The 21,237-nt window shown below is 70.2% G+C and carries 14 protein-coding genes; 5 read left to right on the forward strand and 9 right to left on the reverse strand.

The window, feature by feature from the left end:
• Positions 1 to 75 precede the first annotated feature (75 nt).
• The 4 genes from NR810_RS30665 to NR810_RS30680 all read right to left on the reverse strand — a co-directional run bounded on the left by NR810_RS30665 (position 76) and on the right by NR810_RS30680 (position 5,639).
• Positions 76 to 1,950 carry a MutS-related protein gene (locus NR810_RS30665; protein WP_257457936.1) on the reverse strand — a complete coding sequence of 625 codons (1,875 nt, stop codon included), beginning with the start codon at positions 1,948 to 1,950 and terminating at the stop codon, positions 76 to 78.
• A gap of 239 nt (positions 1,951 to 2,189) precedes the next feature.
• Entirely contained in the window at positions 2,190 to 2,936 is a 747-nt protein-coding gene (mrpC, locus tag NR810_RS30670; protein WP_204226939.1) for a Crp/Fnr family transcriptional regulator MrpC, read from the reverse strand.
• 274 nt (positions 2,937 to 3,210) lie between these two features.
• Positions 3,211 to 4,662, reverse strand: coding sequence for a sigma-54-dependent transcriptional regulator (locus NR810_RS30675; RefSeq protein WP_257457937.1), 1,452 nt, complete (start codon positions 4,660 to 4,662; stop codon positions 3,211 to 3,213).
• A 5-nt stretch (positions 4,663 to 4,667) separates the two neighbouring features.
• Positions 4,668 to 5,639, reverse strand: coding sequence for a sensor histidine kinase (locus NR810_RS30680; RefSeq protein WP_257457938.1), 972 nt, complete (start codon positions 5,637 to 5,639; stop codon positions 4,668 to 4,670).
• A gap of 301 nt (positions 5,640 to 5,940) precedes the next feature.
• Between NR810_RS30680 and NR810_RS30685 the strand changes: the two genes are divergently transcribed.
• The gene (locus tag NR810_RS30685) at positions 5,941 to 6,198 is read left to right on the forward strand and encodes a hypothetical protein (RefSeq protein ID WP_204226942.1); all 258 of its coding nucleotides are present in this window, start codon (positions 5,941 to 5,943) and stop codon (positions 6,196 to 6,198) included.
• A 45-nt stretch (positions 6,199 to 6,243) separates the two neighbouring features.
• On the opposite strand, the gene NR810_RS30690 is transcribed toward NR810_RS30685, so the two are convergent.
• Positions 6,244 to 8,514, reverse strand: coding sequence for a YfhO family protein (locus NR810_RS30690; RefSeq protein WP_257457939.1), 2,271 nt, complete (start codon positions 8,512 to 8,514; stop codon positions 6,244 to 6,246).
• Positions 8,515 to 8,658: 144 nt separating this feature from the next.
• On the opposite strand from NR810_RS30690, the gene NR810_RS30695 reads away from it, so the two are divergent.
• Positions 8,659 to 9,765 carry a hypothetical protein gene (locus NR810_RS30695; RefSeq protein ID WP_257457940.1) on the forward strand — a complete coding sequence of 369 codons (1,107 nt, stop codon included), beginning with the start codon at positions 8,659 to 8,661 and terminating at the stop codon, positions 9,763 to 9,765.
• Positions 9,766 to 9,772: 7 nt separating this feature from the next.
• Here NR810_RS30695 and NR810_RS30700 read toward each other — a convergent pair whose 3' ends face one another.
• The 3 genes from NR810_RS30700 to NR810_RS30710 form a co-directional block, all read right to left on the reverse strand.
• On the reverse strand, positions 9,773 to 11,695 hold the full coding sequence (locus tag NR810_RS30700; protein ID WP_257457941.1) for a HAMP domain-containing sensor histidine kinase: 1,923 nt from the start codon (positions 11,693 to 11,695) through the stop codon (positions 9,773 to 9,775).
• 129 nt (positions 11,696 to 11,824) lie between these two features.
• Positions 11,825 to 12,241, reverse strand: coding sequence for a hypothetical protein (locus NR810_RS30705; RefSeq protein ID WP_257457942.1), 417 nt, complete (start codon positions 12,239 to 12,241; stop codon positions 11,825 to 11,827).
• Between the two features lie 112 nt (positions 12,242 to 12,353).
• The gene (locus tag NR810_RS30710; protein WP_257457943.1) at positions 12,354 to 13,004 is read right to left on the reverse strand and encodes a hypothetical protein; all 651 of its coding nucleotides are present in this window, start codon (positions 13,002 to 13,004) and stop codon (positions 12,354 to 12,356) included.
• 37 nt (positions 13,005 to 13,041) lie between these two features.
• Here NR810_RS30710 and NR810_RS30715 point away from each other — a divergent pair, with 37 nt between their 5' ends.
• Positions 13,042 to 15,933: an aldo/keto reductase gene (locus NR810_RS30715; protein WP_257457944.1), complete on the forward strand. Its 2,892-nt coding sequence runs from the start codon at positions 13,042 to 13,044 to the stop codon at positions 15,931 to 15,933.
• Between the two features lie 74 nt (positions 15,934 to 16,007).
• On the forward strand, positions 16,008 to 16,400 hold the full coding sequence (locus NR810_RS30720; RefSeq protein WP_257457945.1) for a YbaN family protein: 393 nt from the start codon (positions 16,008 to 16,010) through the stop codon (positions 16,398 to 16,400).
• Here NR810_RS30720 and NR810_RS30725 read toward each other — a convergent pair.
• Complete coding sequence (locus NR810_RS30725; protein WP_257457946.1) at positions 16,372 to 17,193, reverse strand: DAPG hydrolase family protein; 822 nt, start codon at positions 17,191 to 17,193, stop codon at positions 16,372 to 16,374. The genes NR810_RS30720 and NR810_RS30725 overlap by 29 nt on opposite strands.
• Positions 17,194 to 17,457: 264 nt before the next feature.
• Between NR810_RS30725 and NR810_RS30730 the strand changes: the two genes are divergently transcribed.
• Positions 17,458 to 21,237, forward strand: coding sequence for an ATP-binding protein (locus tag NR810_RS30730; RefSeq protein ID WP_257457947.1), 3,780 nt, complete (start codon positions 17,458 to 17,460; stop codon positions 21,235 to 21,237).

Genomic DNA, 21,237 nt, shown 5'->3' on the forward strand with positions numbered 1-21,237 from the left:
CCGGGGCGTATACCCTCACCCCGACCCTCTCCCAGAGGGAGAGGGAGGGATGGGGGAGGGGGCGGGTTTGGGGGTTCAGCCCAGTCGGGACTCGGTGGGGGCGGGGGGTTGTTCTGAATCCTCCACCGGAACTCCCGCCATCCTCAGCACCCTCAGCGCGTTCGTCGTGTCCACCACCCCTGGTCTCAGCTGGTAGTCGAACACCATCTTTCCGTTCTCCAGATGATCCCGGAAGTGCATGTTCACCACCTTCCCGCCGTACTCCTCCGCCAGATTCGCCAGCGATAGATCGTGTGTCGTTACTCCTCCGCACGCCCCCGTCGCCAGCAGCAGCCTCAGCACCTCGCGCGAGGCGATCTGTCTCTCCCGCGTGTTCGTCCCCAGGAGGATCTCGTCCAGCAGGAACATCGCCTGCCCCTTCGCCGCCGCCGCCGCGTCCAGCACCGCCTTGATTCGCTGCACCTCCGCGTAGAAGTACGACACGCCCCGCTCCAGCGAGTCCTTCACCCGCATGCTCGTCAGCACCTGCAGCGGTGACAGTGAGAAGGCCCTCGCGCACACCGGCGCCCCCGCCAGAGCCAGCACCGCGTTCAGCCCCAGCGCTCGCAGCAGCGTCGTCTTCCCCGACATGTTCGAGCCCGTCAGCAGCAGCGCGCTCCCTGGCCCCGGCAGCTCCACGTCGTTCAGCACCGGGTTGTCCAGCAGCGGGTGGCCTACCCCCTCCGCCTTCACCCGGGGCCCGTCCCCCTCCACCGTCGGCCAGAGGAAGCCCGGCCGGTCGAACGCCAGCCCCGCCAGGCACGAGAGCGCCTCCAGCTCCGCCAGCGCCTCGAACCACCCCCTCACCCGCGCCCCGTGCTTCTCCCTCCACCTCTCCAGCGCGAACAGCGCGTGCACGTCCCACAGCGTGAACAGGTGCACGATCGGGTGGAACTGGTGCCGCTTGAACTCCACGAACGAGTACAGCCAGCTGAAGCGCTTCAGGTGCGTGGATACCGGCGGCTCTCCCTCGTGCTGCAGCCCCGCCTGCACCCGCTTCAGCTCCGGGTGCTCGAAACGTTCACGCTCCACCCGCTCGAAGACCGGCGCGTAGCGCACGAAGCCGTGCTCCCCCGCGCTCATCTTCTCCTCCATCGCCCGCAGCGTGCTCCTCGTCAGCCACACCACCCCGAGCTGCGCCAGCAGTCCCAGCCACCACAGCGCTCCCGGCAGCACCTCCAGCCGCCCCAGCACGTAGAGCGACAGCGTCACCAGCGGCAGCACCACCGCCACCGGCCTCGCCCACCGGATGCTCGCCAGCGATGGCCCGCTCTCCGCCCACTGGATGAACAGGCCCGGGTCCGCCTTCTCCTTCGCCACCGTGCGCGCCTCCACGCACACGTCCTGCCGGAACTCCACCCGTGGCCTCAGCTCGCGCGCCGCTCCCTGCCTCGCCCGCACCTCCTCCGCCTGTGCCGGCCACGACAGCCACGCCGCCAGCCGCTCCTCCCCCGCTCGCGTCGCCGTTTCGTTCATCAGCTGGAAGACGCTGCCCTGTCCGAAGACGTCCAGGTCCGCCGCGTACAGGTGTGAGCCCGTCAGGAAGCGCTCCCCCCGCTCCGCGAAGTCGTGCCAGCCCCTCGTCAGCCTCGCCAGCCCTCGCTCGTTGAGCTTCACGTAGAGCCGCTGCCGCTCCTCTCGCAGGAAGACCTGGTGGTGCAGCACCGCCAGCAGCGCGTACACCGCGAGCGCCGCCCCCACCGCCCACCACCACTGGCTCGGCAGCCGTTTGAACAAAATGAGCCCCGCCACCACCGCTCCCGCGGTGAACACCAGCGCCCTCAGGTTCGCGTAGCGCGCGCTGATGCCGTCCAGCCGCTTCAGCTCCGCTTCGGCGGCGGCGCGGCGCTCGGTGTACGTCTGGTTCGGAGAGGAGGTCTCGGTGAGCGGTGTGTTCACGGGCGCGCGCATGCTGGGTCCGCCGGCCGATCAGGGCAAGCCCGGAGACGCGCTCGTTGCTCGAAATGATGAACCCCGGCGCCATGCCCTCTCTCGGGCGGCTGCCAGGGTCCTCGGTCCGCTCCCGTCATGTGGGACACGGAGGTACGGCTTGGACTGGGTTCTGGTTGGCAGGACGGTGACGGAGACCCTCACCCCCGACCCCTCTCCCGGTGGGAGAGGGAGGGTGTCCGCGCAGCAACGTCCTCTTCTCACTTCTCCTTCGACGCGAGCTTGCGCAGCGCCTTCTGGTCACGGATGCACAGGATGCGGCCCACGTTCCCCAGCACCCCGTCCCGCTTCATCTCGTTGATCAGCGTCGACACGAACGAGCGCGACGCTCCCACCAGATCCGCCAGATCCTGCTGCGTGATGCCCCGCAGGTCCGTCTCGCCGCCGTGCGGGCAGCGCTCACCGTGCGCCTCCGCCAGCGTCAGAAGGGTGTCCGCCAGCCGCGCCGGAACCTCCTTGAACGTCAGGCCCAGCACCCGCTTGCGCAGCGCACGCACGCGCTCCGCGTACGCGCGGACCACGTCCACCGCCAGCGCCGGGCGGGCCTCGAGCTGCGCGCGGAAGTCGCGGCCCTCGATGCTCCACACCTCGGCCTCACCCGAGGCGATCGCCATCTCCTCCACCGGCGTCCCCTCCGGGCGGAACAGCTCGCCGAACAGGTCGCCCGGGCGCAGGATGCTCACCACCGAGCGCGAGCTGTTCTTGCCCAGCCTCATCAGCCGCACCCGGCCCGTCTTCAGCAGGTACACGCGGTCCGTCGTGTCGCCCGGCCGGTAGATGACCGAGTTGTGCGGGAAGGACTCGACCTTGAAGTACCCCTTGAAGTCGATCGCCTCCTGCCCGGGGATCAGCTTGTTGGCCGTCACGAGCATGCCGGAGCTGGTGGTCTGGATGGGGGCAACGACGTTGGAGCCGATCGGACCGAGAGGGCGATTGAAACCGTGCATGGCGGGCACTCCTGCGGGCGGTTGAAAGTGGGCTTGCTGTGCTGCGGACGGAACAGTCCCTTTCCAAGCTTTGTGCCAACCCGAACGCTTTTCCCAAGACGCGAAAAACCCTGGAATGACGGCTACTTGGCGCTACAGATCCTCTTCCACCCCAGAAGAGTGTCCGAAACCTGAAACAGAACGTTCAAACAGTCTGATCAAGTTGAACGTTTCGTTCAAATCGCGCGGGGGTTTGTCGGACGCGGAACAATGTTCGAAACACGTCCTTCGACGCCTACGGCTGCTGATCCTGTCGGACGCCGTACTTCTGGAGCTTGCGCTCCAGCGTCGGACGACTGATGCCGAGGATCTGGCACGTCTTGCCCTTGTGACCCTTGGTCACGTTCATGGTCAGCTCGATGAGCATCCGCTCCGCTTCCTCCAGGGTGGGGATGCGGCTCGGGTCGTCGATGGTGGCGACCAGGAAGTTGGGCAGGGGAGCGCCCGCATGGCCGTTCGCCGGGTGGGCGTGGCCGTTGGGATGGAGGCCGGGCTCGGGCTGGGCGGACTCCAGGGCGGGGAGGTTCTCCGAGAGCAGCACCTCGCCCGGCGCCAGCACCACCGCCCGCGTCAGCACGTTCTCCAGCTCGCGCACGTTGCCCCGCCAGGGCAGGCGCGTGAGGTGGTCCAACACCTCGGGCGGTACCCGGGTGACGCGCTTGTGCACCTTCTCGTTGATGCGCTCCAGCAGGTGCTGCACCAGCAGGGGGATGTCCTCGCGCCGCTCGCGCAGCGGGGGAATCCCCAGGGTGATGACCTTCAGGCGCTGGTAGAGGTCCTCCCGGAAGCGCCCCGAGGCTACCTCCTCCACCAGGTTGCGGTGCGTGGCGGCGATGACGCGGGCGCGCAGCTTGATGCGCTTCACCCCACCCACGCGCTCGAACTCGCGCTCCTGCAGCACGCGCAGCAGCTTGGCCTGGAGCATCAGCGACATGTCGCCGATCTCGTCCAGGAAGATGGTGCCGTCCTCGGCCAGCTCGAACTTGCCCGGCTTGACGGCGTTGGCCCCCGTGAAGGCGCCCTTCTCGTGGCCGAACAGCTCGCTCTCCAGCAGCGTGTCCACGATGGCCGAGCAGTTGATGCCGATGAACGGCTTGGGCTCGTCGTAGGAGTAGTTGTGGATGACCCGGGCGATGAGCTCCTTGCCCGTGCCGCTCTCTCCCTGGATGAGCACGGTGGCCCGGCTGCCAGCCACCTTGCCGATCTCCTTCACCAGCTGCTGGATGAGGGGACTGGTGCCGACGATGTCTCCCAGGCGCGCCGCCGCGCTCTCCACGTTCACCGTGGCCGCGCGGCGTGACAGCTGCCGGTACTCGAGCGCGCGCGACACCACGATGTCCAGGGCCGCCAGATCCGGGAAGGGCTTGTGGATGTAGTCGAAAGCCCCGGCCTTCATGGCCCGGATGGTGGTCTCCATGTCGTGGAAGGCCGTCACGAGGATGATGCGCGCGTCCCCGCACAGGCTCTTCATCTCCTCGATGATGTCCAGACCCGTGCGGTCCGGCAGCTTCATGTCGAGGATGACGACGCCCGGCAGGGTCTCCTGCGCCAGCCGCAGGCCCTCGGCCGCGCTGGTCGCCGTTACCACCTGGTAGCGCGGAGTCCCCTCGTGCTCGATGTCCTCGAAGTGCATCTTCAAGGACTCGAGCAGCGAGAGGTCGTCGTCGACGATGAGAAGCGTCTCCATGGTCCTCAGGCCGCAAAGGTGAGCGTCAACACCGTCCCGGTGTCAGGGGCCGCCTCGGCGGATACGTCCCCCCCCTGGTGCACCAGGACGCGGCGCAGGGCCGCCAGCGACAGCCCCGCCCCTCGCGCCAGCCCGCACTCGAAGGGCTCGAAGAGCATGTCGAGCTCCTCGGGCATCTCTCCCGCCGGATCCTTCACCACCAGCTGCACCCGTCCCTGGGCACCCTGGCGCAGGGAGACCTGCACGTTTCCTCCCTCGCCCATCCCCATGGCCACGTTGAGCAGCACCTGCGCGAGCACCGGCCTCAGCCTCCCCGCGTCCACCCGCACCCGCGGCAGCTCCGCGGCTTCGTCCACCCGCACCTCCACGCGCCGCTCGGCCAGCTCCGGCGCCACCATCGCCAGGGCCTCCTGCACCAGCGTGCGCGGCACGTGCTGATCCATCGCGGGCGTGCTGTCCCGGCCGTACTCGGACAGCATCCACAGCATCCGCTCCATGGTGCGGATCTCCCGGTTGGCGATCGTCAGCCGGCGCTGGTCCCTCTCCGACAGGCCCGTGTTGCGCGCCAGCGTCTGCACCGCCATCTTCACCGAGCTGAGCGGGTTGCGGATCTCATGGCTCAGCTGCGAGGCCAGGCCGGAGAGCTGCACCGGCGGCGCCCCCTTCAGCAGCGCGCGCATGTCCAGCACCACGGCGGTGGCCTCGTCCTCGTCCAGGCCGAGCGCCAGCCGCAGGGGGAGGGGCTCTCCCGCGCCGAGCTGCGCGTAGAGGAACTCCACCGCGCCAGTTGCGCGCCGGGCCAGGGCATCCAGCTCCCGGACCTTCTCGGCGCTGGTTCCCAGCACCACATGGAGCGGCCGGTCCTTCAATTCCGGAGCCGGACGATGCAGCACGGTCTCGCAGTCACCCTCGACGCGGGTCACACGCAGGTTTTGAGACCATGAGATTTGAACGGCCTGCAGCAGGTGGTGGTTCATGGGCAGGTGCGAAACATAACGAGTCGACCGCCCCCATGTCCCCCTACATGAGAGGGGATTCCCCTTGAGAATCCGACAGTTGGCGCTCTCCCCACCCGGGGAAAGGCCCGGACGGCCGCCCGGCTGTTTGTCAGGTAACAGTTGAGGACTCCCCGGAAACCGGTGAGGGGCCAGCGCCGCGAAAGCCCAGGGAAGTGCGATCATCCTCCCGATGACGGATAGAGGTCAGGCGAGTAGGCGGGTACTTTACTCATCGTCGCAGGTGGCCACCCCCGGTCACCCCCCATCCAGGAGATCGCACATGACCGCCAACAAGAACCTGAAGAAGCTCGCCAAGCGCCGTGGTCAGGGTATGACCGAGTACATCATCATCGTGGCCCTGATCGCCATCGCGGCGATCGGCGTCATCACCCTGTTCGGCAACAACATCCGCAAGCTCTTCGGCGCCTCCGCCGAGGCCCTGGCCGGCAACGAGGACGTGAAGAACACCGGCACCACGGCCAACGCCCAGCTGCAGCGCAAGTCGCTGAAGAACTTCGGCGCGAACAAGGACGAGTAAGTCCTTCGCAGTCGCCGCAGGATGCATCCCGAGGGGCGGTCCTCCTTATAAAGGAGGCCGCCCTTCGTGCTTGCGGGGCCGGAGCGCCAGCGCCAGGGCGCCGAGCGCCAGCACCGAGAGGAGCACCCCCACTCGGAAACTGAGAGGATGGTAATCGAAGCGGACGGTGTGCGCCCCCGGCGGCACCCGCACCGCGCGCATCACCCCGTTGGCCCGCCGCACCGGCACGGGCGCCCCGTCCAGCGTGGCCTCCCAGCCCGGGTAGTGCGAGTCGCTCAGCACCAGGTAGCCAGGGCCACAGGCCTGTAGCGCCACCTCCACCCGGGACAGGCCCGCCCCCGTTACCCGCGCCGTCGAGCCCTCGCAGCCGGGGCCCTCCAGGGGCTCGCCCTCGGAGAGCAGGGCGGTGCGGCGCAGGGGTTGGGCCGGATCCAGGAAGGCCGTCCGTGCCTCCTCGTCTCCGGCCACACGCGCCGTGTGCACCACGAAGGCGCGCGGCAGGGCGGTGTCGGAGCGGTAGAGGGTGGGCAGTCCCGGCAGGGTGAGCACGGGCACCAGGTCCGCGAAGGGCGGCGGGCCCCTCCGCACGTAGTAGCCCACCCCGGCCAGGTCGAAGGCCGCTCGCGCCCCCGACTCGTACAGGGGCTCGATGCGCAGGGGCTCCGGTGCGCCATAACCCTCGAAGACGCGCAGCCGCTCCTCCACGAAACGGTTGGGCACCAGGGCGTCCCGGCTCAGCGCGATGTACGAGCCGCCCTCGCCGGGCAGCGGCGCCACGGTGGCGCTCACGGTGGTGGGGACCTCGGAGAGCTCGTCTCCCGAGAGGTCCACGCTGACGCGGCCCTCGTAACCGGCGGGGATGGCGGCGGCGAGCCGGGAAGGCCGGCCGAGGGATTCGGGCGGTGCGCTGTCGGTGACTCCCTGGAGCAGGTGGAACGCGCCCAGCTCCACCAGGGCCACCACGGCGAGCGCGCGGCGGACGCGGTGGGCTCGCCCGGGACCGGCGGCGGGGAGGATGAAGGCCAGGGCGCCCGCGCCGAGTGCCAGCACCACCCAGGGCAGTCCGGCCTCCACGCCAGCGCGGAAGAAGGGCAACCGGGTGAGGGGAGGGCCCAGCAGCAGCGCGGCGAAGAGGGCGGCCACCACTCCGGCCACGCGCCAGAGCGAGCGCTCTCCCCGGCGGCTCCGGCGGGCGAGCACGTCCAGCCCGAGGGCGGCGAGCACCGCCAGGCAGAAGGCCGCTCCGACGAAGTACTTCACCGGGTAGCGGAAGAGGTGGAAGGGCGGCAGCCGCAGCAGGAGCGCCGCCGGTGGGAAGTGCGCGCCGAGGGCGAGCGCGGTGAGTCCCAGTGCCCCCAGGCCAAAGGGCAGTGCCCGCCGCGAGCGCCCGAGTCCGGCGAGCGCCAGGGCGCAGGTGAGGGTGCCCAGGAAGAGGACGAGGATGAAGAACTGATCGTCCCCCTCCCAGTAGCGCGAGCGTGGGTGCTCGGCGAAGGGCCACGCCACCGAGAGCAGCTGCGGCCAGGACAGGGACCACTCGAGTGGATTCATCCCCCCCGTGCTCCGGGTGGAGTTGCGGGCGAACTCGAGCGCGGGCAGGGCCACCAGCGCCCCGAGCGCGAAGCCCCAGGCGAGCCCCGCGCCCGTGGCCACCCCGGCGCGCACCTCGCGCCGCGCGGCGAGGGCCACCCCCAAGGCGAGCAGGGCCTGCCACAGCCACGTCTCCGGCGAGCCCGCGAGGAAGGTGAGGCCCGCGACGAGCGCCACCTGCGCGGCGCGGCGGGGCGAGGGCTGGAGCGCGGCCCGGCGCGAGGCCAGCAGGAGGAACCCCGTCCACGCGGCGGCGCTGGCCACGTTCTGCTGGGCGGCCAGGTCGGAGAAGGGCGCCGAGAGCGCGAAGGCGGCCGAGCCCAGGACGGCCGCGGGGCGGGAGGCGCGCAGGTGCCGCAGCAGGAGGAAGGTGCCCGCCGCGGCGATCACCCCGTGGAGCAGGTGCTGGAGGGTGAGTCCCGCCACCGGCCCCGCGAGCAGCACGGTGAGCAGCCGCGGCGGGTAGAAGACTTGCGAGTACAGCGTGGCGGCAAAAGGCTGCCCTAAACGGAGATAGGGATTCCACAGGGGCAGCTCGCCAGCCCGCAGCGCCTCGAGCAGGAAGGCCGAGTCCGGGATGAAGATGCGGAAGGCATCCCGCCCGGCCAGTACCCTGCCCGCGAGCACGGAGCGGTACACGAGGGCCAGGCCCGCGAGGAGCCCCGACCCGAGGAGGAGCTGCCGGCGGACGGCCCTGCTCCTCGGCTCCGGGCGCGGCGGCGTCATCGCGGTGGGAGTCTACCAGACGCCGTCCCGGGTCTGGCTTCCGGTACCACCTGCCGCACGGAGTTGGCCTCGACGTTCATTTGGGGCTCTGCTTGCCTCCTCGATCTTCTCTCCGGATTCCTCCTCATGCTGAAGAGCGCATTGGTGAAGGCTGCCGTCCTGGCGGTGATGCTGTTGGGATTGCCCCTGGTGGGGTCCTCGCTCGTGGGTCATCCTCTCGCGCGGTACTTCGAATTCCCTCCCAGGACCCATTACGTGCAACACGCGGGGTTCTCCTGGGTCGCGTTCTTCCTGATCGCCGCCTTCACGCTGTGCTGGGTCGTTCCCCTGCTGCTCCAGGCCTTCCGGACCTGGCGGCGTGGGGAGCGCCGCGAGCCCGCGCTCCATCCGTTCCCCTGGTGGGGCTGGGCCGGTCTGGCGTTCGGCGGGATGAACTGGCTCGTCGCCTGGACACGCCTTCCCTGGTGCGAGCCCATCCAGGTGCACACGTTCTCTCCCCTGTGGCTCGCCTACATCCTCGTCATCAACGCGCTCACGTACCAGCGCACCGGCCGCTGCATGATGCTGGAGCGCCCCCGCTTCTTCCTGATGCTGTTCCCGGTGAGCGCGACCTTCTGGTGGTTCTTCGAGTACCTCAACCGGTTCGTGCAGAACTGGTACTACGTGGGCACGAACCTCACCGCCACCGAGTACTTCTGGGCCGCGACGCTGCCATTCGCCACCGTGCTGCCCGCCGTGCTCGGGACCCAGGAGTGGTTGAGGAGCTTCCCCCTCCTGGAGGGCTCCTTCGCGAGCTTCCATCCCATCCGCTTCCGCCACCCGCGTCTGGCCGCCGTCGTCGTCCTGTCCATCTCGGGGCTCGGGCTGGCGGGCATCGGCGTGTGGCCGGACTTCCTGTTCCCCCTGCTCTGGGTGTCTCCCGTCCTCATCCTCGTGTCGCTGCAGGCCCTGCGCGGAGAGCGTCACATCCTGTCGGACGTCGCCACGGGCGATTGGCGGCTCGTCGTCTCCGCCGCGCTCGCCTCGCTCCTCTGCGGCTTCTTCTGGGAGATGTGGAACTTCCACAGCCTCAACAAGTGGATCTACTCGGTGCCCTACGTGCACCGGTTCCTCCTCTTCGAGATGCCGCTGCTGGGTTTCGCGGGGTACCTGCCCTTCGGGCTCGAGTGCGCCGCCCTCGGCGGTACCGTGGCCGGCGTGGTCGTGGAGGACGAGCTTCAGCCCGAGTCCGTGAGCGTCTCCCTGGGGTGAGCCCGGCTCAGGCGGACTTCGACTCGACGGCGGCGGGGCGCACGCCCTGCTCGGCCACGGGCATGTAGACGCGGAAGGCGGTGCCCTTGCCCAGCTCGCTCGACACCTCGATGCGTCCGCCCATCGCCGTGACGATGCCGTGACAGATGGACAGGCCCAGGCCGGTGCCCACGCCCACCGGCTTGGTGGTGAAGAAGGGCTTGAAGAGCCGTTGCAGGTTCTCCGGGGAGATGCCCGTGCCCGAGTCCTCCACGGTGACCACCACCCAGTCCTTGTCCGAGAGCCCGGTGGCCAGGCGCACCCGGTTGCCCTTCGCGTCGCCCTCGGGGATGGCCTGCGCCGCGTTGACGAGCAGGTTGAGGAAGAGCTGTCCGAGCCGTGACTCGTTGCCCAGCACGGGCGGCAGCTCCGCGTACTCCTTCACCAACTGCGCGCGGTGGCGGATCTCACTCCGGGCCAGGCTCGCGCACGAGTCGAGCACCGCGTGGATGTCCACCGGGCCGAAGCGCTCGTCCTCCCGGCGCGAGAAGCTCCTCAGGTCGCGCACGATGTTGCGCATGCGCTCGCCACCCTCGAGCGCCTCCTCGAGCGCCTGGTGGACCTCCCGCGCCTGCTCGTCCGTGAGGGGCTTGCCCGCCTGGACCTGCTCGGCCAGCTCGTCCACGGCGAAGCGCAGGTTGCTCAGCACATAGGAGATGGGGTTGTTGAGCTCGTGCGCCACGCCCGCGGCGAGCGTCCCGAGCGACACCATGCGATCCGTGGAGCGCAGCTTCTCCTGCACCTGTTTGCGCTCGGTGATGTCGCGCGCGATGGACACCCGCGTCTGCAGACCGTCGAACGGAATGGAGAACGTCACCACCTCGCCCAGCACCGGTTGGCCTCCCCGGTGCCGGAAGTGGACCTCCCGCGCGGCACCGCCCTCGGCCGTGTCCCCGGTGAGCGCCCCCTGTTCCTCGGGCATGAGCAGGTCGTCCACCTTCTGGCCCCGCAGGTGCTCCTGGCACTCATGGCCCAGCAGGGCGATGGCCGCCGGGTTGGTGAAGAGCACGGTGCCATCCCGGTGCACGAAGATGGCGTCCGGGCTGCGCTCGATGAGGGTGCGGGAGCTGGCCTCCGAGCGCCGCAGGGCCTCCTGCTCCCGTCCGAGCCGCTCGGCCATCTTGTCGAAGGCGCGGCCCAGCGTCCCCAGCTCGTCCACCCCGCGCACCCCGGCGCGCACGTGCAGCTCGCCCCGGGCGATCCGGCGCGCGGCGGACTCCAGGCGCTGCACGCGCTGCCCCAGGACGAAGTGGAAGACGAGCCCCATCACCCCGGCCATCAGCCCCAGCAGGAGGCCCGCGTCCAGAGCGGAGCGCTCGGCCCTGGCGAGCTGGGCGGCCTTGAGCTGCGACAGGTCGTGCTGGAGGTAGAGGTAGCCCACCCAATGCTTCCGGGCCTCCGCGCCGAGGGCGATCGGGAAGATGCCCTCCACCGTCATTCCGTCCTCGCTCACCCGCACGTACCCGTGCAGGCGCTTCCGGGCGGCGTTCAGATTGGCGAGGGCCTCCGGGTGCGTGAGTGCCGGCCACGCCTGCTCCATGGGCTGGCCGATCAGCTCGTACCGGGTGGCGGCCAGCACCCTCCGCTCGTCATCGAGCAGCAGCCCCACCCGCAGCTCGGGATTGGTCCCCAGGTCGGAGATCTGCTCGCGCGCCGCTTCGAGCTGATGGGTGCGCAGCAGGTACTCCAGCGTCCCCTGCAGGTACGTCATCCGCAGGTGGATGTCCTCTCGCGCGTGCTCCTCCACCTGCTGCTCGCGCAGCGTCACGTCCCGGTGCAGGGTGTACAGTCCGAAGAAGCACGCATACGCGAGCAGGAGCAGCGGGACGAGAACGCGCAACGACAGGAGTCGGTGCCACCCGGCGCGCCGGACTTCCTGCTTCGCCTTCATCGGGAGGTCTCCGGACTCGACGCGTTCATGGGGCGGAGGCAGGATAGCAAGCACCAACCCCCTCCCGGGAAGATCCGTCAATCCGGATTTCCGCTACCAGGCCCTCTTCCAATTCCCAAGGAAGGGGGTCTAGGAGGGCGTCACCGCCCGGCACTGCCCCTCCACCAGCTCGAGCTCCGGAGGAGAGATGAACTCGCAGGTGGAGAAGACGTCGCACTGCTGGTTGAATTGCCCCTCACGCTTCTCGAGCCGTTCCAGTGCTTTGAGCAACCTGTCCTCGTCCGTGGAGGTTGCGCAATAGACGACATGGCTCCGCGGTCCGCCGCAGGCCTTGGCCCCCACGGGCGCGGAGCGGCACTGGCCGACGTCCTCGCAGCCCCCCGGCGCCGCGAGCGCCAGGGCCTCGCTCTCCAGCTGGTCGATCTCCGCGCGATCACACGACTGGTAGCCGGCTCGCGCCTCCGGTTCCGAGGTCTCCTGCGCGCTGGCCACTCCCGCCCATAGCAGAACGCACCCCATGCCCATCTTGACCCAGGTCTTCACCATGGCACCCCTCCTCGTATGCTGAGTGGAAATCACCACTCAGCGTGCGCATCGGCCCAGGGGGGAACAAGGATGAACCTGCCGACGGACGGGCGCCCGAGAGGAGGGCCACGACTCAGAGGAGGGAGCGCAGGTGCGCGGCGAGTGAGCCACGGACCGATTTCGCCACCTCTTGCGAGTCGGGCAGCAGCTCGTCGGGCAGCCAGTAGTGGAGCACCCGTCCCTCGGCCTCCACCTGCGTGCGGGTGAATCTCATGCCTCCGGCCTCGGCGTGCTCGCCGCTCTGGGGGAAGCAGCGCCGGCACAGGCAGGGCAGTGGCCCCCGCTCATCATGGGCCGTGAGGTGGATGAGCCGCGCCTCCACCGCGCCGCCCACCGCTCCCAGCAGCAGCGCCACGTCCTCGGACGTCAACGCCCGCGGCGTCTGGAGCGACATGCCCAGGGCCCCCTTCGCGGCCTGGATGCCCTTGCCCGACTCGAAGCGCAGGCGGGGGATGAGGGCGGTGACGTCCGTGATGGGGACGCGGTTGGGCTGGGCGAGCCACCCGGCGTCCTCGAACCGCGGGGCCTCGAGCACCGCCACCAGCCAGAGCGCCTCCGCCGGAGGCCGCACGGTGACCAGGAAGAGCCGCCCTCCCGAGCGCAGCGGCTCCAGGTTCTTGCTGGCACTGCGGTAGCGGTCGATGGGGAGCACCTCGCCAGGTGAGCGGCCAGACGCTTCCTTCTCGAATACGGCCTTGCTGATGATGGCCAGCATGTCGGGCATGCCCACGATTCTATCAGGGCGCGTAGAGTCCGCGTGCATGTCCCATCTGGACCCGGCCGCGGTGCGGCTGATCGACGAGAACACCGAGACGCGGCGCGACGCGGTGGAGGCCGTCGACACCTCGGTGCTGGCGGGCCGCTACGTGCTGCGTCAGGCCCTGCTCACCGACGAGGACGCCGAGGTCCGTGCCTCCGCCGCGCGCCGGCTCGGAGAGGCGAGGGATGAGCGCTTCGCTCCGGCCCTGCTCGAGGCCTTGTGCGACCCGATGTCCAGTGTCCGCGACCGGGCCTGGCGCGCGCTGGCCCGGCTGGGCTCGCGGGAGTTGCTGCCGCATGCGTCGCGCGCCCTTCGCGAGGAGCCAGTCTGGTGGGTGCGCCGCGCCGCCATCCGTGCCGCGGGCTCGGTGGCGGGGAGTGGAGCGCTGGAGCTCCTGTTGGAGGCGCTGGAGGACCCCTTCTGGCGCGTGCGGAACGCGGCGGTGCAGGCCCTGGCGTGGCTCGGTGAGGCGGATGCTTTCGTGCGGGAGCGGGTGCGCGCCTTCGCGGAGGGCTCCCGGCACGGAGCGGTGAAGGCCGCCGCCGTGTACCTCGGGGGCGTGTGGGGCTCGGCGACCTCGTCTCCGGATGGGGAACCCCTGCCACCCCCAGAGCCGCTCCTGGTGGGGGTGGGGACCCTCGACAACGAGGATCCGGCGGTGGTGACGGCGAGGCTCGAACGGATGCCCGCTTCGGACGTTCCCGTGTCCGAGCTGGTGCGGTGGTTGGGAGATCCGCATGAGCCGCTGCGGGTGCTGGCGCGGCGGCGCCTGCGTGAACGGGGTGGGCCAGAGGCCCTCCGGCTCGCGATGCGCTGGCTGGACGAGCCTCGTGTCCCCCATGCCGCGGACGAGGTCCGTACGCTGCTCGAACGGCTCGACCTGGACGACATGGCGCTCGCCTCGCGGATCCTGGACGAGCCACCCCGGCCGGGGTCGGTGGAGTGGGCGGCTCGTGTGGCGGCACGAAGGGCCCACCCGGAGTTGCTGGAGCGCGTCCGCGTCCTGGCCCCGCACCCGGAGCCCGCCGTGCGGCGCGCGGCGCTCTCGGGGCTCGTGCATGACCCGGAGAGCCGGGCGCGGGTCCTGTCCGCGCTCGACGACCCGGAGGAGGCGGTGCGGGCGGTTGCCCTCTCCGCGTGGGAGTCGAGGCCGGTGTCACCGGAGGCGCTGGAGGCGTACGCCCGTGCGCTGGTGGCCTTCGCCCCCCGGGCCCGTACGCCTCGCGAGCGCCGTGCCGTCGCGGAGGCGGCGGCCTTCCTGGAGGACGAGGCACTGCTCGCGCGGGCCTCGGAGGACGTGGACCCGTCGGTCCGCGCGGTGGCACTGGCCGCGCTCGTGGAGAGGGGAGTGCTCTCGGAAACGGCGCTTCGCTCGGCGGCCGGGCACGAGGACCCGTGGATTCGCGCCGCCGTGCTGGACACGGACTCGGCGCGGACCGCGTGCACGAGCGATTCGGATCCCTCGGTGCGCCGCGTGGCGATGCGGCTCCTCGTGTCCCGCCTTCACGAGCTGTCCCCCGAGGAATCACGCTCCGCCGGGCTCATGGGGGCGAGGTCTCCGGACCCGTGGATTCGCGCGCGCGCGGCCGGGCTGCTCGAGCCGGAGGGCGGGCGGGAGGAGTTGAGCGCGCTGCTGCGCCTGTCGCTGGACACCTCTCCCATGGTGCGAGCCGCGGCGGCCTCGGCGTTGGAGGAGTGCGAGACGCTCGAGGAGCGCCTGTCCGGGCTGCTGAACGGCCCCGAGCGCGAGCGGGACGAGGATGTTCGCGCCTCCGCCTACACGTGGCTGCTGCAACGGGCGGATGGCCCCGCCTTCGAGCGTCTGTGCGCGGCGCTGCGCGACGCCTCCGAGCCGGCGCGGGTGGTCTCTCACCTGGAGGCGATGACGCTCGTCTTCCCCGACGAGCTCTTCACGGGCGCCCCTGACATCGAGCAGCGGAGGCCCACGCGTCCCCAGCGGGCGAAGCCGGGCCCGCGCACGCAGCCGGAGTCCCCATCCCCTACGTCCCGAAGGCCCCTGGGCCAGACGGGGTTGAGCGTCTCACCGCTGGTGCTCTCGGGGGCGCACGGGCTGTCGGCCGGCTCGCTGGCCGAGGCCCACGAGGCGGGCGTGAATGCCTTCTTCTGGGAGCCGCGCTACACGGAGCTCACGCGCTTCCTGCGCTCGGGGCGCTCTCAGCGGGATGGGCTCGTGGTGGTGGCTGGCACGTACCACTCGGGGGCCGAGGCGATCCGCCGGGATGTCCAGGCCGCGCTGCGCCTGCTGCGCACGGACCGGCTGGATGTCTTCCTTTTGTTCTGGGTGCGCTCGCGCGAGCGGCTGGATGCGGAGAACTTCGAAGCGCTGGAGTCCCTGCGAGCAGAGGGGAAGGTGAGAGCCTTTGGTTTCTCCACGCATCACCGGGACATCGCGCTGGAGGCCCTGCGCCAGAATCCGTGGCCGGTGGTGATGACGCGTCACAGTGCGGCACACCCGGGTGCGGAGGCGGCCCTCCTTCCCGAGGCGCTCGCGCGAGGCACGGGAGTGCTGACCTTCACCGCCACCTGCTACGGGCGCCTCTTGCGGCCAGCGCCGGGGGAGCCGCCGGACACCGCGCTCCCGAGCGCCGTGGATTGCTACCGCTATTCGCTGTCACAGCCCGGGGTGGCGGCGAGCCTGAGCGCACCGCGCAACCACCGGGAGCTGAGGCAGAACCTGGAGGTGCTCGGGAGACCCTGGATGATGCCGGACGTGCTGGCGGCGATGCGTGCGCACGGAGCGCGGGTGCGCGCGAGCAACCAGCGCTTCAACGTCCTCGTGAGGCAGGCACCAGGAGGCACGCGAGACACCTTCCTGGCGCTGCTCGACGAGGACGAGCCTGGGCCCGAAGCGGGTGGGCTTCCAACTCCGTGAGCCACCCGGTTCAGCGGGGGTGGTTTCTTCATTTCGAGCCGGGTTCGGAAATGAAGCAAGATGGGCTGGAGATCATGACCGAACCGTCCCCGAATCCACGCTTCCGGTTCCTCTTCCTGGCGATCGGGTTCTTCTGCTTCGGCCTGGGGGTGCTCGGCGCGTTCCTGCCGCTGCTGCCGACGACGCCCTTCCTGCTCGTGTCGTTGTGGGCGTTCTCGCGCAGCTCCCGCCGCTTCCACCACTGGCTGTATACGCATCCGCGCTTCGGGCCCCGGCTCCAGGCCTGGAACGAGCACGGCGTCGTGCCGGTGAAGGTGAAGGCGAGCGCGCTCACCGCGATGGCGGTGAGCCTCTCGCTCATGGCGTTCGTCGCGCGGGTGAAGTGGCCGGTGCTCGCCGCGGCCGCGGCGCTGATGCTCGTGGGGGCGACGTACATCCTCAGCCGCCCGAGCCGCCCGCCCCGATAGCCCTGGCGGCTCCGCTGCCGTTCGCCTGGCGGTACAGCGCGGGCAGGAAGCGGGCGAGGTGATTCATCTCCTCGGCGCAATGCACCAGCAGCTCCAGCCCCAGCCGGTCCGGCATGACGCGCCGGCGCACCGGCGGGAGATTGGCCAGACGCGAGAGCGCGCCTCCGAGCACGGGCAGCCGCACCCGCACGTCCCCGAGCCAGAAGCGGCTGCGCATCTCGCACCCGCCCTCGACATGGCGGATGAGGTGGATGAGGTGGCCCACGGCCAGGGGCGTGCCCCGGAACGCCGTGCGGGCGCACACGGCCGTGCCCACGTTGGCTCGCGCGAGCCCGTCGGCCGTGAGGCCGTACACGCCCGGGTCGGCGAACTCGATGGACAGCTTCATCAACTCGGCGCCGATGTACTCGTCCACGTAGGACACGTTGCCCACGTAGCGCTCACGGTATCCCGGCAGGTGGGAGCGGTCCTCCTTCACCGTCGCCTTCAGGTGCGCCTTGGGATGCCACAGCCGGTAGCGCTCCGAGGACGTCAGGTGCCAGCCGAACCACCAGTCGATCATCTCCCCGGTGACGCCCGGCATCTCCGTGCGCACGGAGACGACCAGCATTCCCTCCGGGTGTCGCTCGACGCCATCCTCCACTGGCAGGTAGCCGGGATCGAGCAGGCGCGGGGCCTGGACCAGGCCGAGGGGGTCGGAGTCCCGCCGCACGCCTCGGGCGAGGGCCTCCTTCACCCGCTCGGGGATGGGCTTCATCTCGAGTTGGAACGCACGCAGGTCCAGTTCGGGCATGCGTGCATCCTGGATCATCGAGGGAAAAGGCGCTCGCTCTCCCGCCTGTTTCCGCCTCGAGCCTGCCCTGAAGGCCTGACGGGTGGCGCTCCTGGACTACCTGGAGGTGAACATCTCGGATGGATGGGGAGGAGCGGGCGCGTGTTGCTGTGTATGTGTGTACTGCCGTCACGAGCCCTCCACCAGGTTCTCTTCATGCGAGCTTCTTCTCCTGACCATCCCCTGTCTCCCGTTCTGAATGATGTGCTTCGAGGGGGAGGGGAGATGGGCGAGCTCATGCGGGCGCTGGACTGGTCCAGAACGCCCGTGGGGCCGGTGGAGACGTGGCCGCAGAGCCTCCGGACCGTCCTCTCCATCCTCCTCACCAGCCGGCACCCCATCTTCGTCTGGTGGGGGAAGGAGCTCGTCCAGTTCTACAACGACGGCTACCGGCCCATTCTGGGCGCCACCAAGCACCCCAGGGGCCTGGGGCAGCGGGGGCGGGAGGGCTGGACGGAGGTCTGGGATGTCATCGGTCCCATGATCGAGGCCGTCATGGAGCGGGGCGAGTCCACCTTCATCGAGGATGGGCTGCTGTGCCTGGACCGGAACGGCTACGTGGAGGAGGCGTACTTCACCTATGCCTACTCGCCCATCCGGGACGAGTCCGGGGGCATTGGTGGCATCTTCTGCGCGTGCACGGAGACCACCGAGCGCATCCTGGGTGAGCGGCGCCTCCAGATGCTGCGGGAGCTGAGCGAGGTTTCGGGCGAGCAGAAGAGCGCGGAGGAGGGATGCCGCAAGGCCGCGCGCGTTCTCGCCTCCAACCCCCACGATGTCCCCTTCGCCCTGCTGTACCTGACCGAGGCGCGGGGCGGGGCGGCCCAACTGGTGGCCACGGTGGGCGTGGAGCCGGGCAGCACCGCCGCCCCGTCCAGGCTCGACGCTGGCGACGCCAGCGCGCCGTGGTCCTGGGCCTCCGTCGAGAGCACGGGCCAGGCCGTCCTGCTGGCGACCCTGCCTCCTTCCCTGGGCACGCTCCCGGGAGGCCCCTGGCCGGAGGCGGCGTCCTCGGCCCTGGTGCTGCCCCTGTCCAAGCCGGGCCACGACAAGCCCGCGGGCATGCTGGTGGTGGGCATCAGCCCGCGCAAGGCGTTGGATGTGAAGTACCGCGGCTTCCTGGAGCTCACCGCGACGCACATCGCCAACCTCATCACCAACGCTCGCGCCTACGAGGAGGAGAAGCGGCGCGCCGAGGCGCTCGCGGAGCTGGACCGGGCCAAGACGGACTTCTTCTCCAATGTCAGCCACGAGTTCAGGACGCCCCTCACGCTGCTGCTGGGCCCGGTGGAAGAGGGCCTCATGGACGCCGAGCAACCCCTTCCTCCGCGTCAGCGCGAGCGGCAGGAAGCCGTCCACCGCAACGGCTTGCGGTTGTTGAAGCTCGTCAACACCCTGCTGGACTTCTCCCGCCTCGAGGCCGGGCGCGTGCAGGCCAGCTTCCGTCCCACCGACCTGTCCGCCCTGACGGAGGACCTGGCCAGCACCTTCCGCTCCACCCTCGAGCGCGCGGGGTTGCGGCTGGTGGTGGACTGCCCGCCGCTGCCCGGGCCCGTCTACGTGGACGAGGAGATGTGGGAGAAGGTTGTCCTGAACCTGCTGTCCAATGCCTTCAAGTTCACCCTGGAAGGGGAGATTCGCGTCGCCCTCTCGCTCCAGGGGGAGTCCGTCCGTCTCACGGTGGCGGATACGGGCACGGGCATTCCCTCCCACGAGCTGCCGCACCTGTTCGAGCGCTTCCACCGGGTGCGGGGCGCGAAGGGCCGCACCAACGAGGGCAGTGGCATCGGGCTCGCCCTGGTGAAGGAGCTCGTCAAGCTGCATGGCGGGACGGTGGAGGTCCAGAGCACCCTGGACCAGGGCAGCACCTTCACCGTGTCGCTTCCCCTGGGCTCGGCTCACCTGCCGCCGGAGCACATCCAGGCGGCGTCTCCCCTCTCCTCCACAAGGCTGGGGCGGGCTCCCTTCCTGGAGGAAGCGGCGCAATGGGGGGACGCGGCCGTGCCCGAGGCGCGGGTGGTTCGCCAGGGGGGCCAGGGCCCGGAGCGCATCCTCCTCGTGGACGACAACGCGGACATGCGCGCCTACGTCCAGCGGCTCCTCGGCGAGCACTGGACGGTGGAGGCGGTGTCCAATGGCGTGGCGGCCCTCGCCGCGGCCCGCGAGCGCACACCCCACCTGGTGGTGAGTGACGTGATGATGCCAGGCCTGGACGGCTTCGGGCTCCTGCGCGAGCTGCGCGCGGACCCGCGGACCGCGTCCATCCCTGTCATCCTCCTGTCGGCGCGGGCGGGAGAGGAGGCCTCCATCGAGGGAATGCGGGCGGGCGCCGACGACTACCTGGTGAAGCCTTTCTCGGCGCGAGAGCTCGTGTCCCGCGTCGGCGCGAGACTGGAGATCGCCCGGGCCCACGCCGAGACCCGGAATGCCCGCGCCCGGCTCCACGAGCAGCTCATGCAGGCGCCCGTGGGCGTGTGCTTCTTCACGGGTCCGGAGCTCGCGTACGAGTTCGCCAACCCGCGCTACCTCGAGATGGTGGGCCGCCAGGAGGACCTGATAGGCAAACCCATGCGGAAGGCCTACCCCGAGCTCCCCGACGACGCCGCCGTCTTCCAGATGTTGGAGGGCGTGTACACGAGCGGCCAGACCTTCACGTCGGACGACTTCCGCGTCCCGCTGGACAGGCGCGGCAACGGCGTGCCGGAGGACGTGTACTTCCAGCTCACCTGTCAGCCCATGCGCGATGCGACGGGCACCATCGTGGGCGTCATGGCGGTGGCCGTGGACGTGACGCCCCAGGTCCTGGCCCGCAACCAGGTCGAGAAGCTCGCGGCGGCGGAGCACGAGGCCCGTGGCCGCGCGGAGGATGCCGACAGGCGCAAGGACGAGTTCCTCGCCATGCTGGCCCACGAGCTGCGCAATCCCCTGGCCGCCTTGAGTACGGCCCTGGAGATGATGGGCCGCGTCCAGGGTGACGAGGCCCGGGAGGCCCGTCTCCGGGAGACGTGCAGGCGCCAGGTGATCAACCTGGTGCGCCTGGTCGATGATCTCCTGGACGTGTCGAGGATTACCCGGGGCAAGGTGGAGCTGCGCAGGAAGGAGGTGGACTTCACCTCCATCGTCCAGAACGCCATTGGAACGAGCCGCTCCCAGATCGACGGGCGCGGGCACGAGCTCACCGTGACGTTCGGCCCTGGAGACTTCCGCATGGAGGCGGACGCCACGCGCCTGGAGCAGGTGGTCTCCAACCTCCTCACCAACGCGGCCAAGTACACCGAGCCCGGTGGCCACATCTCCGTGCGCGTGGGACGTGAGGAGCGTCAGGGCGTCCCGTGGGCCGTCCTCCACGTGCGCGACACCGGGCGCGGCATTCCCCCGGACATGCTGGACAAGGTGTTCGAGATGTTCGTCCAGGTCGACAAGTCGATCGACCGGGCCGGTGGCGGGCTGGGCATCGGACTGACGCTGGTGGAGAGGCTGGTGGGCATGCACGGTGGCACCATCACCGCGCGGAGCGAGGGGCTCGGACGAGGCAGCGAATTCATCGTCCGGCTCCCCCTGTCCCGCCAGGCGCCCCTGGCCGTCCAGACGCCTTCCTTCCTTCCACTCGCGGCGCCCGCTTCACCCCGGAAGCGCCGGGTGTTGCTGGTGGAGGACAGCCCGGACGTGCGCGAGATGATGCAGGAGCTCCTGGAGGAGCTGGGGCACGAGGTGGAGGTGGCCACCAATGGCCTGGAAGGGGCGGCGAAGGTGTTGGATGTGCGCCCGGACGTGGCCCTCGTGGACGTGGGCCTTCCCGGCATCGATGGCTACGAGGTGGCCCGGCGGGTGCGCGCGTCGAAGGACGGAGGCTCCTTCTACCTGGTCGCGCTCACGGGCTATGGCGGCTCGGAGGCCAGGTCCAAGGCCCTGGAGGCCGGCTTCGACGTGCACCTCGTCAAGCCCATCGACGTGGACGATCTGCCCCGTGTCCTGGAGGGCTCTCGCCGCGACGCGCCCACTTGA

The organism is Archangium lipolyticum, assembly GCF_024623785.1.
GTDB classification, from domain to species: Bacteria; Myxococcota; Myxococcia; order Myxococcales; family Myxococcaceae; genus Archangium; species Archangium lipolyticum.

What these genes read in the sequence shown, in the direction of transcription:
- NR810_RS30730 (WP_257457947.1), top strand. Translation starts at nt 17,458, where the DNA reads ATGGGCGAGCTCATGCGGGCGCTGGACTGGTCCAGAACGCCCGTGGGG.
- NR810_RS30690 (WP_257457939.1), bottom strand. Translation starts at nt 8,514, where the DNA reads ATGACGCCGCCGCGCCCGGAGCCGAGGAGCAGGGCCGTCCGCCGGCAG.
- NR810_RS30720 (WP_257457945.1), top strand. Translation starts at nt 16,008, where the DNA reads ATGACCGAACCGTCCCCGAATCCACGCTTCCGGTTCCTCTTCCTGGCG.
- mrpC (WP_204226939.1), bottom strand. Translation starts at nt 2,936, where the DNA reads ATGCACGGTTTCAATCGCCCTCTCGGTCCGATCGGCTCCAACGTCGTT.
- NR810_RS30675 (WP_257457937.1), bottom strand. Translation starts at nt 4,662, where the DNA reads ATGGAGACGCTTCTCATCGTCGACGACGACCTCTCGCTGCTCGAGTCC.
- NR810_RS30680 (WP_257457938.1), bottom strand. Translation starts at nt 5,639, where the DNA reads ATGAACCACCACCTGCTGCAGGCCGTTCAAATCTCATGGTCTCAAAAC.
- NR810_RS30700 (WP_257457941.1), bottom strand. Translation starts at nt 11,695, where the DNA reads ATGAAGGCGAAGCAGGAAGTCCGGCGCGCCGGGTGGCACCGACTCCTG.
- NR810_RS30715 (WP_257457944.1), top strand. Translation starts at nt 13,042, where the DNA reads ATGTCCCATCTGGACCCGGCCGCGGTGCGGCTGATCGACGAGAACACC.
- NR810_RS30665 (WP_257457936.1), bottom strand. Translation starts at nt 1,950, where the DNA reads ATGCGCGCGCCCGTGAACACACCGCTCACCGAGACCTCCTCTCCGAAC.
- NR810_RS30705 (WP_257457942.1), bottom strand. Translation starts at nt 12,241, where the DNA reads ATGGTGAAGACCTGGGTCAAGATGGGCATGGGGTGCGTTCTGCTATGG.
- NR810_RS30725 (WP_257457946.1), bottom strand. Translation starts at nt 17,193, where the DNA reads ATGCCCGAACTGGACCTGCGTGCGTTCCAACTCGAGATGAAGCCCATC.
- NR810_RS30710 (WP_257457943.1), bottom strand. Translation starts at nt 13,004, where the DNA reads ATGCCCGACATGCTGGCCATCATCAGCAAGGCCGTATTCGAGAAGGAA.
- NR810_RS30685 (WP_204226942.1), top strand. Translation starts at nt 5,941, where the DNA reads ATGACCGCCAACAAGAACCTGAAGAAGCTCGCCAAGCGCCGTGGTCAG.